The sequence below is a fragment of the Pseudomonas sp. IT-P2 genome (assembly GCF_949767575.1).
In the GTDB taxonomy this organism is placed as follows: Bacteria; Pseudomonadota; Gammaproteobacteria; order Pseudomonadales; family Pseudomonadaceae; genus Aquipseudomonas; species Aquipseudomonas pharyngis.
In genome coordinates this window covers 1-12,197 of record NZ_CATKQA010000049.1, presented here as the reverse complement: position 1 = coordinate 12,197, position 12,197 = coordinate 1, and the positions used below count along the sequence as shown (strand labels likewise).

Annotated in this window: 9 protein-coding genes; 8 read left to right on the top strand and 1 reads right to left on the bottom strand. The window is 61.9% G+C overall.

Features of this window, described 5'->3' with window-relative positions:
• Positions 1 to 112: 112 nt before the first annotated feature.
• The 7 genes from mreC (at position 113) to tldD (ending at position 10,155) form a co-directional block, all read left to right on the top strand.
• A complete protein-coding gene (gene mreC / locus ACM6JM_RS28755; protein ID WP_414882947.1) occupies positions 113 to 1,243 on the top strand; it encodes a rod shape-determining protein MreC in 1,131 nt (376 codons plus the stop codon).
• Entirely contained in the window at positions 1,243 to 1,734 is a 492-nt protein-coding gene (gene mreD / locus ACM6JM_RS28750) for a rod shape-determining protein MreD (protein WP_039769270.1), read from the top strand. Before mreC ends, mreD begins: the two co-directional genes overlap by 1 nt.
• Before the next feature lie 63 nt (positions 1,735 to 1,797).
• Positions 1,798 to 2,394: a Maf family protein gene (locus ACM6JM_RS28745; protein ID WP_414882876.1), complete on the top strand. Its 597-nt coding sequence runs from the start codon at positions 1,798 to 1,800 to the stop codon at positions 2,392 to 2,394.
• Between the two features lie 57 nt (positions 2,395 to 2,451).
• Positions 2,452 to 3,909 (top strand): ribonuclease G, encoded by a 1,458-nt coding sequence (gene rng, locus ACM6JM_RS28740; protein ID WP_007953605.1) that lies wholly within the window; start codon positions 2,452 to 2,454, stop codon positions 3,907 to 3,909.
• Between the two features lie 75 nt (positions 3,910 to 3,984).
• A complete protein-coding gene (locus ACM6JM_RS28735) occupies positions 3,985 to 7,788 on the top strand; it encodes a YhdP family protein (RefSeq protein WP_414882874.1) in 3,804 nt (1,267 codons plus the stop codon).
• Between the two features lie 58 nt (positions 7,789 to 7,846).
• Entirely contained in the window at positions 7,847 to 8,707 is an 861-nt protein-coding gene (locus ACM6JM_RS28730) for a carbon-nitrogen hydrolase family protein (RefSeq protein WP_007953603.1), read from the top strand.
• A gap of 5 nt (positions 8,708 to 8,712) precedes the next feature.
• Positions 8,713 to 10,155 carry a metalloprotease TldD gene (gene tldD, locus ACM6JM_RS28725; RefSeq protein ID WP_007953601.1) on the top strand — a complete coding sequence of 481 codons (1,443 nt, stop codon included), beginning with the start codon at positions 8,713 to 8,715 and terminating at the stop codon, positions 10,153 to 10,155.
• A 51-nt stretch (positions 10,156 to 10,206) separates the two neighbouring features.
• Here tldD and yjgA read toward each other — a convergent pair whose 3' ends face one another.
• A complete protein-coding gene (gene yjgA, locus ACM6JM_RS28720; protein ID WP_007953598.1) occupies positions 10,207 to 10,731 on the bottom strand; it encodes a ribosome biogenesis factor YjgA in 525 nt (174 codons plus the stop codon).
• 108 nt (positions 10,732 to 10,839) lie between these two features.
• On the opposite strand from yjgA, the gene pmbA reads away from it, so the two are divergent.
• A complete protein-coding gene (gene pmbA / locus ACM6JM_RS28715) occupies positions 10,840 to 12,186 on the top strand; it encodes a metalloprotease PmbA (protein ID WP_039769277.1) in 1,347 nt (448 codons plus the stop codon).
• Positions 12,187 to 12,197 lie beyond the last annotated feature (11 nt).

Here is a 12,197-nt window from a genome sequence, read left to right as displayed (position 1 = left end):
ACAGGCAGCACTTTGCAGTGCTGCCTGTTGGCGTTTATCTTCTGTCAGTCTTCATCCAGGCCGGTTTGATGCCGTATGAATAAACAGAACATTTGCCTGGGAGGAGCGGCTTATTAAACCGCTTTTCGCCAAGGGCCCCTCACTGGGCGTGCGCTTGTTGGTGCTGGCCGTACTGTCGGTCGCGCTGATGGTCGTTGACGCGCGCTTCAGCCTGCTTAAACCCGTACGCAGCCAGGCCTCGCTGGTGCTGATGGACGCCTACTGGATTACTGACCTGCCCGGACGGTTGTGGGAAGGTATCGCCAGCCAGTTCGGCAGTCGCACCGAGCTCGTCGCCGAAAATGAAAAACTCAAGTCGGAGAACCTGCTGTTGCAGGGTCGCATGCAGAAGCTTGCCGCCCTCACCGAGCAGAACGTCCGTCTGCGCGAGTTGCTCAATTCCTCCGCGCTGGTCAACGAGAAGGTCGAAGTGGCCGAGCTGATCGGCATGGATCCCAACCCCTTCACCCATCGCATCATCATCAACAAAGGCGAGCGTGATGGCGTGGTGCTCGGTCAGCCGGTGCTCGATGCTCGCGGCCTGATGGGGCAGGTGGTCGAACTGATGCCGTACACCTCCCGTGTGTTGCTGCTGACCGACTCGACCCACAGCATTCCTGTGCAGGTGAACCGTAACGGTCTGCGGGCGATTGCCAGTGGGACCGGTAACCCTGAGCGTCTGGAACTGCGTCACGTAGCGGACACCGCCGATATCAAGGAAGGTGATCTGCTGGTCAGTTCGGGCCTCGGTCAGCGTTTCCCGGCCGGTTATCCGGTGGCGACGGTCAAGGAAGTGATCCACGATTCCGGCCAACCATTCGCCATTGTTCGCGCCGTGCCGACCGCCGCATTGAACCGCAGCCGTTACCTTCTGCTGGTATTCAGTGACAACCGCACCGCCGAAGAACGTGCCAACGATGCCGCGCAGGCTCAGGAAAACCTCGATGCCTTTGGTGGCGGTCCGGTGGTTCCGGCCACGGTGCCGAAAATCGTCACCCCGCCTGCCGCAGCCGCAGCCGCAACCCCTGCCACGACGACAGCGCCGGCTACGCCTGCCGCCGACACCACGCCGGCCAAACCCGCTGCGAGCAAACCGCCTGCAGCCACACCCGCGGTCAACAAGCCACCGGCGAATCAGCCCGCTGCTCGACCAGCAGCCAAACCGCCTGTCACTGCGCCGGCGACCACCGGGAGGCAAGAATAATGGTCGGAGCTACCGCATCGCGTAACGGCTGGATCGTCTGGCTGACGTTTATCGTCGGCATACTGCTCAGCGTGTCGCCATTGCCGATTTTCATGGAAATCCTGCGCCCGCTGTGGCTGGCCTTGCTCCTGGCCTTCTGGGCTTTGTACCTGCCGCATACGGTCGGCATGGTCACGGCTTTCTGCCTGGGGCTGGCCGAAGACGTGCTGCAAGGCGATCTGCTCGGTCAGAATGCCTTGATCCTGACATTGATCACGTTCCTGGTGCTGTCGTTGCAACAACGCCTGCGAATGTTCCCGATGTGGCAGCAGAGCCTGGTGATTCTGGTGATCTTCGGCCTCGCCCAGCTCGTACAACTCTGGCTCAGTGCCTTGACCGGCAACCGTCAGCCGACCCTCGCACTGGTCCTGCCGGCACTGGTCAGTGCCTTGCTCTGGCCATGGGTCAGCTTCGCTTTGCGTGGGTTGCGCCGGCGCTACAAAATCAACTGATTCGGTCAGGCATGGGCCCCCACCGGTGCCATGAGGCAGGGCACTCAACAGGGAGATGTTTGGATGAAGCCGCTTTACCTCGCCTCAGGATCGCCGCGTCGGCGTGAGTTGCTCACGCAGATCGGCATCCCGTTTACCGCCATCAGCGCGGATATCGATGAAACCCCTCTCGCCAATGAACCCCCATCGGCCTACGTCGAGCGCCTGGCGCGCGGCAAGGCAGAGGCCGGACGGCGCACCGTCGTCTGCGACGTCGCGTTTTGCGTACTGGGCGCCGACACCGCCGTGGTGCTGGACGGCAAAATTCTTGGCAAACCGGTGGACGAAGCCGATGCATGCGCCATGCTGATGATGTTGTCCGGCAAGGAGCATGAAGTGCTGACGGCGATTGCCGTGCTCGACGGCGAGCGCTGCGAGTCGCGGGTGGTGCGCAGTCGGGTGCGGTTCCGCTCGATCAGCCGCGAAGAAGCCGCCGCCTACTGGGCCAGCGGCGAGCCCCGGGACAAGGCGGGTGGCTACGGCATTCAGGGGCTCGGTGCGGTGTTCGTCGCCGGCCTCAACGGCAGTTACTCGGCGGTCGTCGGCTTGCCGGTGTGCGAAAGCGCAGAACTGCTTGGCCATTTCGGCATACCCTGTTGGCAAACCCTGAACGCGCAATGAGCGTCGAACGGACAAGATGCAGCCATTATCGTGAACATGCCTGAACGAGACCCTGCCATGAGTGAAGAGATTCTGATCAACATCACGCCGATGGAATCGCGCGTGGCGGTGGTCGAAAACGGTGTGCTGCAAGAAGTGCACGTCGAGCGTACGCAAAAACGCGGGATCGTCGGCAACATCTATAAAGGCAAGGTGGTGCGGGTCCTGCCGGGCATGCAGGCGGCATTCGTCGACATCGGCCTGGATCGCGCAGCCTTCATTCATGCCTCGGAAATTTCCCTGCGCGAAGGTCCTGCGGTGGAAAGCATCAGTGCGCTTGTACACGAAGGGCAGAGCCTGGTGGTGCAAGTCACCAAGGACCCGATCGGTTCCAAAGGTGCGCGATTGACAACGCAATTGTCGATCCCGTCGCGCTATCTGGTGTACATGCCGCGCACCGCCCACGTCGGCATTTCTCTGAAGATCGAAGACGAAGCCGAGCGCGAACGCCTCAAACAGGTGGTCAGCGACTGCGTGGCCAAAGAAGGCATCAAGGAGGCCGGCGGCTTCATTTTGCGTACCGCCGCCGAAGGTGCCGGGGCCGATGAGATCCTCATGGACATCCGCTACCTGCGCCGCCTGTGGGATCAGATCAACGAGCAGATCAAGACCATCGGCGCACCGAGCGTGATCTACGAAGACTTAGGCCTGGCGCTGCGTACCCTGCGCGATCTGGTCAGCCCGAAGATCGAGAAGATCCGCATCGACTCCCGGGAAACGTTTCAGAAAACCACGCAGTTCGTCGCCGAACTGATGCCGGAAATCGCCGATCGTCTGGAACACTACCCGGGTGAACGACCGATTTTCGATCTGTATGGCGTCGAAGACGAAATCCAGAAAGCCCTGGAACGCAAGGTTCCGCTGAAGTCCGGCGGTTATCTGGTGATCGATCCGGCGGAAGCCATGACCACCATTGACGTGAACACCGGGGCGTTCGTCGGTCATCGCAATCTTGAAGAAACCATCTTCAAGACCAACCTCGAAGCCGCGACCGCGATTGCCCGGCAGATGCGCCTGCGCAACCTGGGCGGGATCATCATCATCGACTTCATCGACATGGAAGACGAAGAGCACCAGCGTCAGGTGCTGCGTACCCTGGAGAAACAACTGGAGCGCGATCACGCCAAGACCAACATCATCGGCATTACCGAGTTGGGCCTGGTGCAGATGACGCGCAAGCGCACCCGTGAAAGCCTTGAGCAAGTGTTGTGCGAACCGTGCAGCAGCTGTCAGGGCCGGGGCAAGCTGAAAACTCCGGAAACCATTTGCTACGAGATTTTCCGCGAGATCCTGCGCGAAGCCCGGGCCTATCAGGCCGAGGGTTATCGGGTGCTGGCGAACCAGAAAGTCGTCGACCGGCTGCTCGATGAAGAGTCCGGTAACGTGGCCGAACTTGAAGGTTTCATCGGGCGCACCATACGCTTCCAGGTGGAAACCATGTATTCCCAGGAACAATATGACGTGGTGCTGCTCTGAACCCCTGCATCACCTTTTTCCTGAAACGGCTGGCCTCAGCTTTTTGCAGTATTTTTGCCATGGGAGCCAACTGACATGGAACGTCTGACACGCATTTTGGCCGCACTGACCCGCTGGGGTCTGGGCCTGTGCGCGTTGGTTCTGGTATTGATGGCGTTGTACGTCAGTCTCGGCCGGGAACTCACGCCACTGGTGGCCGAATACCGCACCGATATCGAAGACAAGGCCAGTGCCGCATTGGGCATGCCGCTGCAGATCGGCGAGCTGGAAGGCAACTGGAGCGGGTTTGCCCCGATCCTGCTGGCCCACGACGTGATGGTCGGCAGCGGCGCCAATGCCCTGCGCCTGGATCGGGTGCGCGCGGTGCCGGATCTTTGGGCCAGTTTGCTCGCCCGGGAAGTACGCATCGCCCATCTTGAACTCAACGGTCTGAAGATCAGCCTCAAGGAAGGCGAAGACGGAAAGTGGGCGCTGGAAGGCTTGCCGGTGCAGCAGGATCAGCCCATGGATCCCGAGCAACTGTTCAACCGCATGCAAATGATTCAGCAACTGTCGGTGCTCGACAGTCAGGTGACGTTGCAGCCGCTGGAGCAGGCGCCGCTGACCCTCACTTATGTCGGCCTCAATCTGAAGACCGGGTCCAGCCGCCAACGCCTCGATGCGCGCCTGACCCTGCCCGACGGTCAGCCTGTGGCGCTGAGCCTGCGCACGCGACTTCGTCCGAATCAGTGGCAGAACAGCGAAGTGGACGGTTATGCCAGCCTGCCGCAGAGCGACTGGTCGAAGTGGCTGCCTGAGCGCCTGACCCAACAATGGAATTTCTCCGAGATCAAGGCCGGTGGCGAGCTGTGGGTCAACTGGCGCGAGGGGGCGTTGCAGAGTGCTGCGGTCCGTCTCAATGCGCCGCAACTGACCGGCGCCTACGCTGAACGCAAGCCGATCCAGATCAACAATCTGGCGCTCAATGGCTATTTCCAGCGCGGTTCCGAGGGAGCCATTGTCACGCTTGATTCGCTGGCGATGAATTTCGGCGAAACCCGCTGGGAATCCCATGTCCAGATTAAACAGACTGCCGCCACCGACAAGAACGAAGAACTCTGGCATCTGCAGGCTGACCGGCTCGACCTGACGCCGATCACCCCTTTGCTCAATGCCCTCGGACCTTTGCCCCAAGGCGTCGCCACCGTGGTCGAGCGCCTGAAAGTAACCGGCGGTCTGCGTAACGTGCTGCTGGATTTCCGGCCGAACGCCACCGACGACAGCAAATTCAGCTTCGCCGCCAACCTCGATCAAGTCGGCTTCGACGCCTACCACGGCGCGCCGGCCGCACGGAATGTCAGCGGCAGTCTTACCGGCAATCTCGGCGGGGGCGAACTGCGCATGGACAGCAAGGATTTCGTCCTGCACCTCGATCCGATTTTCGCCAAGCCGTGGCAATACATTCAGGCCAACGCCCGGTTGACCTGGAAGCTCGATAAAGAAGGTTTCACCCTGATCGCGCCGTACCTGAAGGTGCTCGGCGAGGAAGGCAAGATCGCCGGCGACTTCCTGATCCGCCTGCATTTCGATCACAGCCAGGAAGACTACATGGATCTACGGGTCGGTCTGGTGGATGGCGACGGTCGCTACACCGCCAAGTACCTGCCGCAAGTCCTGAGCCCGGCCCTCGACGAATGGCTGCGTACGGCGATTCTCAAGGGCGCGGTGGATCAGGGGTTCTTCCAGTATCAAGGCTCGCTGAACAAGAACGCCGGGGAAGCGGATCGCAGCATCAGTCTGTTCTTCAAGGTGCACGACGCCGAGCTGGCTTTCCAGCCGGGCTGGCCGCACGTGAGCAAGGTCAACGGTGATGTGTTCATCGAAGACAGCGGCGTGCGCATTCTCGCCAGCAAGGGCCAGTTGCTCGATACCCAGGTCGGCGACGTCTTCGTCAATATTCCCCATGTGCCGAGCGGCGAGCACAGCCACATGTTCCTCGACGGCAGCTTTGCTGGCGGGCTGGGCGATGGCCTGAAGATTCTTCAGGAGGCGCCGATTGGCACCGCCGATACTTTTGCCGGCTGGGAAGGCGAGGGTGACCTGCAAGGCAAGCTCAAACTCGATGTGCCATTGGCCAAGGGCGATCAGCCGAAAATTCTCGTCGACTTCAAAACCGCCAATGCGCGCTTGAAGCTGGCGGAGCCGAAGCTTGAATTGAGCCAGCTCAAGGGCGACTTCCGCTTCGACAGCGCAAAAGGGCTGAGCGGACAGAACATCAGTGCCCGGGCTTTTGACAAGCCGGTGACCGCGCAGATCTTCGCCGACGGTGCCCCCGGCAATCTCAAGACCCGGATCGCGGCGTCAGGGCAGGTCGAGGTCAAGAAACTCACCGACTGGCTGGGCGTGACTCAGCCATTGCCGGTGTCCGGGACCATCCCATATCAGTTGCAAGTGAATCTGGACGGCGCCGACAGCCAATTGATGGTCGGTTCCAGTCTGAAGGGCGTGGCGGTGGATCTGCCGGCGCCGTTCGGCATGGCCGCCGATGTCGGGCGTGACACGGTTTTCCGCATGACCTTGCAGGGGCAGGAGCGGCGTTACTGGGTCAATTACGATCAACTGGCCAACTTCACCTTCGCCGCGCCACCGGGCAACTTTGCCGATGGTCGGGGTGAGCTGTTCCTCGGCGCTGGCGAAGCGGTGTTGCCGGGCAGCAAAGGCCTGCGGGTGCGTGGCGTGTTGTCGGAGCTGGACGTAAAGCCGTGGCAGGATCTGCTGGACAAATACGCCGGCCAGGATCCAGGCGGCAACGCCAAACAGTTGCTCAGCAGTGCGGACTTCAAGATCGGCAAACTCACCGCCTTCGGCACCACACTGGATCAGGCAGCCGTGCAGGTGAATCGCAAGCCCGGTGCCTGGGCACTGGCCCTCGACAGCCAGCAGGCCAAAGGCACGGCGGGCATTCCCGATACCAAGGGCGCGCCGATTGCGGTGAATCTGCAATACGTGCGGTTGCCGGCGCCGGACCCGACGGTGCAAGCCGACGAGAACGCGCCGGACCCGCTGGCCTCGGTCGATCCGAGCAAGATTCCGGCGCTGGATATCACCATCAATCAATTGTTCCAGGGCCAGGAACTGGTCGGCGGCTGGTCGCTCAAGGTTCGACCGACCGGCAAGGGCATTGCCCTGAACAACCTCGATCTGGGCCTCAAGGGCATCCTCTTGCAGGGCAGCGGTGGCTGGGAGGGAGCGCCCGGTGCCACGACCAGTTGGTACAGGGGGCGGATCGGCGGCAAGAACCTCGCCGATGTGCTCAAGGGCTGGGGTTTTGCGCCGAGCGTGACCAGCGAAGAATTCCACATGGATGTCGATGGCCGCTGGCCGGGCTCGCCGGCGTGGCTGGCGACCAAGCGCTTCTCCGGCACACTCGACGCGTCCCTTAACAAAGGCCAGTTCGTCGAAGTCGAGGGCGGCGCCCAGGCATTGCGCGTGTTCGGTCTGCTCAACTTCAACTCGATTGGCCGGCGTTTGCGGCTCGACTTCTCCGACCTGTTCGGCAAGGGCCTGAGCTATGACCGGGTCAAGGGTTTGCTGGTGGCGACCAATGGCGTTTATGTGACGAAAGAGCCGATCAAGTTGACCGGCCCCTCGAGCAACCTGGAACTGGACGGCACGCTGGATCTGGTGGGCGACAAGGTGGATGCCAAATTGCTGGTGACTTTGCCTGTGACCAACAACCTGCCGATTGCCGCGCTGATTGTCGGCGCGCCGGCCGTCGGCGGTGCGTTGTTCCTGATCGACAAGCTGATCGGCGATCGCGTGGCGCGGTTCGCCAGCGTCAAATACACCGTCAAAGGCCCATGGAAAGAGCCGAAAATCACCTTCGACAAGCCTTTTTGAACAGCCAGCCCTTGAACCGATGGAGTAGCATGGCCGCATACCTCTTGCGGAGTGCGCCATGTCTTTAGCGGTGATTCAAATGGTCAGCCAGAGCGATGTGCTGGCCAATCTGCGCGATGCCCGACGTTTGCTCGAACAAGCAGCCAGCGCCGGTGCGAAGCTGGCCGTGCTGCCGGAAAACTTCGCCGCCATGGGCCGTCGCGACATCGCCGATATCGGTCGCGCCGAAGCGCTCGGCGAAGGCCCGATACTGCCGTGGTTGAAACAGACCGCCCGCGACCTCAGGTTATGGATTGTGGCCGGCACCTTGCCGTTACCGCCGGTGGGGCAGCCCGAGGCCAAGTCCCATGCCTGCTCGCTCTTGGTGAACGATCAGGGCGAAATCGTTGCTCGCTATGACAAGTTGCACCTGTTCGATGTAGACGTAGCGGACAATCGCGGCCGTTACCGCGAATCCGATGACTATGCTTATGGCAGTGGCGTGGTGGTCGCGGACACGCCGGTCGGGCGATTGGGCCTGACGGTGTGCTACGACCTGCGCTTCCCGGAGCTGTACAGCGAACTGCGCGCTGCCGGGGCTGAACTGATTACCGCACCGTCGGCCTTCACTGCGGTGACCGGGGCGGCGCACTGGGATGTACTGATCCGCGCGCGGGCCATTGAAACCCAGTGCTACGTGCTGGCGGCAGCCCAGGGCGGAACGCATCCGGGGCCGCGGGAAACCTTTGGCCACGGGGCGATTGTCGACCCGTGGGGCCGCGTGCTGGCGCAGCAGGAACAAGGCGAAGCCGTATTGCTGGCCGAGCGCGACAGCAATGAACAAGCGTCCATCCGGGCGCGAATGCCGGTGACCGGTCATCGGCGGTTTTTTTCGCAGGGCGCACAGCGACCTGCTTCAGAACACGAATTTAAGGCGTAAAACCTATGAGCGAGTTGTTGTCCTCAGTCAGTGATCACCTGTTGGCGCCCGGCGGCGTGACGATCGAGAGTCTGCAAGGCGTGCTCGGTGACCTGGCGGGTCCAGGCATCGATGCGGCCGACCTGTATTTCCAGGGGCAGATTTCCGAGTCCTGGTCGCTGGAAGACGGCATCGTCAAGGAAGGCAGTTTCAACCTCGACCAGGGTGTCGGCGTGCGGGCGCAGTCCGGTGAGAAAACCGGTTTCGCCTACAGCAACGCGATCACCCTCGAAGCCCTCGGCGCAGCGGCCCGTGCGGCCCGTTCGATTTCCCGCGCCGGGCAGAACGGCACGGTGCAGGCGTTCAGCACCCAGGATGTCGCCCAGTTGTACGCGCCGGACAATCCGCTGGAAGTCTTGAGCCGCGCTGAGAAAGTCGAACTGCTCAAGCGCATCGATGTGGCGACCCGCGCGCTTGACCCGCGAATCCAGCAGGTCAGCGTGAGCATGGCCGGGGTCTGGGAGCGCATTCTGGTGGCTTCGACCGACGGCGGCCTGGCGGCCGATGTGCGTCCGCTGGTGCGTTTCAATGTCAGTGTGATCGTCGAGCAGAACGGCCGTCGCGAGCGCGGCGGACACGGCGGCGGCGGGCGTACCGACTACCGTTATTTCCTCGCCGAAGACCGCGCCATGGGCTATGCCCGTGAGGCGCTGCGTCAGGCGCTGGTGAACCTGGAAGCGATTCCGGCACCGGCCGGGACCTTGCCGGTGGTTCTGGGCTCGGGCTGGTCCGGCGTGCTGCTGCACGAAGCGGTCGGCCACGGCCTGGAAGGCGACTTCAACCGCAAGGGCAGCTCGGCCTACAGCGGTCGTATGGGCGAAATGGTTGCCTCGAAACTTTGCACAATCGTCGATGACGGCACCCTGAGCGGTCGTCGCGGTTCCCTGAGCGTCGACGACGAAGGCACCCCGACCGAGTGCACCACGCTGATCGAAAACGGCGTACTCAAGGGCTACATGCAGGACAAGCTCAATGCGCGGCTGATGGGCGTGGCCCGCACCGGCAATGGTCGTCGCGAATCCTACGCACACCTGCCGATGCCACGGATGACCAACACCTACATGCTCGGCGGCCAGAGCGATCCGGCGGAAATCATCGCGTCGGTGAAGAAGGGCATCTACTGCGCCAACCTTGGTGGCGGTCAGGTCGACATCACCAGCGGCAAGTTCGTGTTCTCCACCAGCGAGGCTTATCTGATCGAAGACGGCAAGATCACCGCGCCGGTCAAAGGCGCAACGTTGATCGGCAACGGTCCGGAAGCGATGAGCCGGGTGTCGATGGTCGGTAACGATCTGGCGCTGGACAGCGGTGTGGGCACGTGCGGCAAGGACGGGCAGTCGGTGCCGGTGGGTGTGGGTCAGCCGACCCTGAAAATCGATGCGATCACCGTGGGTGGCACGGGCGCATAAGAAGGGATGGAGCTTCGGGTGGCGCGCGGTGCGACCACCCGGTGGCGAATATCAGCGCAGACCGCGTTGAGTCTCGTCCAGCTCACGGATGTACTTGAAGATCTTGCGGCTCGAGGCAGGAGGTTTGTTTTGCGCAACCTCGTGCTGGGCCTGACGGATCAGGGAACGCAGTTGCTGGCGGTCGGCGTCCGGGTAATCGACGACGAATTTCTCCAGCACGGCATCGTCACCGGCGATCAGGCGGTCACGCCAGCGTTCGAGGTTGTGGAAGCGCTCGTTGTACTGACGGGTCGAGGCATCGAGTTGATCGAGCAAGGTGAGAATCGCGTCAGTGTCCTGATCGCGCATCAGTTTGCCGATGAACTGCAAGTGCCGTTTACGCGCGATGTTCGCGGTGTGCTTGGGCGCATCGGCCAGGGCCCGGCGCAAAGCGTCGGTCAATGGCAGTTTTGCCTGCAAGTCGGGCTTGAGCGTTGTAAGGCGCTCGCCAAGGTCAACCAGAGCATGCAGCTCGCGTTTGACCTGGGATTTGCTTTTTTCTCCCGTATCGAGGGAGTCGTCGTAAGAATCAACCATGGTGGCAGTCCGCAAAGAAACGCCGCCATGATAACCAGTCGGGGGCCGCTTGTCCGGCCCGGTCGCTCGAAGGCCCCAGCCGAAAGCAGAATTTGAGTGGAGATGAGCATGAGTGCAGTTGAAAGCGTCGGCCCACAGGCATTGCCGGCACTGCAGGAACAGGTCGAACAGATCATCGCCGAAGCCAAGCGTCAGGGTGCCAGTGCCTGTGAAGTGGCGGTGTCGCTGGAGCAGGGCCTGTCGACGTCGGTGCGTCAACGTGAAGTCGAAACGGTCGAGTTCAACCGCGATCAGGGTTTTGGCATCACGTTATATGTCGGCCAGCGCAAGGGCTCGGCCAGCACTTCCGCCACCGGGCCGGATGCGATTCGCGAGACTGTCGCCGCCGCGCTGGCGATTGCCAAACACACGTCGGAAGACGAAGCCTCGGGGTTGGCCGATGCGGCGCTGATGGCCAGGGATATTCAGGATTTCGACCTGTTCCACCAATGGGACATCACGCCGGAGCAGGCCATCGAGAAGGCGTTGCTTTGTGAAGCAGCCGCGTTCGACGCCGATGCGCGCATCAAAAATGCCGATGGCACCACGTTGAGCACTCATCAGGGCTGCCGCGTGTATGGCAACAGCCATGGTTTCATCGGTGGTTACGCTTCGACCCGACACAGCCTGAGCTGCGTGATGATCGCCGAGGCCGATGGCCAGATGCAGCGCGATTACTGGTATGACGTGAACCGCCAGGGCAGTTTGCTGGCGGATCCGGTGAGCATTGGCCAGCGCGCGGCACAGCGTGCGGCTAGCCGTCTGGGTGCGCGCCCGGTGCCGACCTGCGAAGTGCCTGTATTGTTTTCGGCGGAACTGGCGGGTGGGTTGTTCGGCAGCTTCCTGTCGGCGATTTCCGGCGGCAGTCTGTACCGCAAATCGTCGTTCCTCGAAGGCACTTTGGGGCAGAAGCTGTTCCCGGAATGGCTGACCATCGACGAGCGTCCGCATCTGATGCGCGCCATGGGCAGTGCTTCCTACGATGGTGACGGTCTGGCGACTTATGCCAAACCGTTCGTCGAGAAGGGCGAGCTGGTGTCGTACATCCTGGGCACATACTCCGGTCGCAAACTCGGCATGCCGAGCACCGCCAACGCGGGCGGTGTGCATAACCTGTTCGTCACCCATGGCGATGAAGACCAGGCCGCCTTGCTGCGGCGCATGGGTCGTGGCCTGCTGGTCACCGAACTGATGGGCCATGGTCTGAACATGGTGACCGGTGATTACTCGCGCGGTGCGGCAGGTTTCTGGGTCGAGAACGGTGAAATCCAGTTCGCGGTGCAGGAAGTGACTATCGCCGGCAACATGCGGGACATGTTCAAGCAGATCGTCGCGGTGGGTAACGATCTGGAACTGCGCAGCAACATTCGCACCGGTTCGGTGTTGATCGAGAAGATGACTGTCGCGGGCAGCTAAGCCCCAGGCAG

Bases quoted from the DNA above. Each gene is read 5' to 3' on its own strand.
- mreD (WP_039769270.1), top strand. From the start codon at position 1,243: ATGGTCGGAGCTACCGCATCGCGTAACGGCTGGATCGTCTGGCTGACG.
- ACM6JM_RS28745 (WP_414882876.1), top strand. From the start codon at position 1,798: ATGAAGCCGCTTTACCTCGCCTCAGGATCGCCGCGTCGGCGTGAGTTG.
- rng (WP_007953605.1), top strand. From the start codon at position 2,452: ATGAGTGAAGAGATTCTGATCAACATCACGCCGATGGAATCGCGCGTG.
- ACM6JM_RS28735 (WP_414882874.1), top strand. From the start codon at position 3,985: ATGGAACGTCTGACACGCATTTTGGCCGCACTGACCCGCTGGGGTCTG.
- ACM6JM_RS28730 (WP_007953603.1), top strand. From the start codon at position 7,847: ATGTCTTTAGCGGTGATTCAAATGGTCAGCCAGAGCGATGTGCTGGCC.
- tldD (WP_007953601.1), top strand. From the start codon at position 8,713: ATGAGCGAGTTGTTGTCCTCAGTCAGTGATCACCTGTTGGCGCCCGGC.
- yjgA (WP_007953598.1), bottom strand. From the start codon at position 10,731: ATGGTTGATTCTTACGACGACTCCCTCGATACGGGAGAAAAAAGCAAA.
- pmbA (WP_039769277.1), top strand. From the start codon at position 10,840: ATGAGTGCAGTTGAAAGCGTCGGCCCACAGGCATTGCCGGCACTGCAG.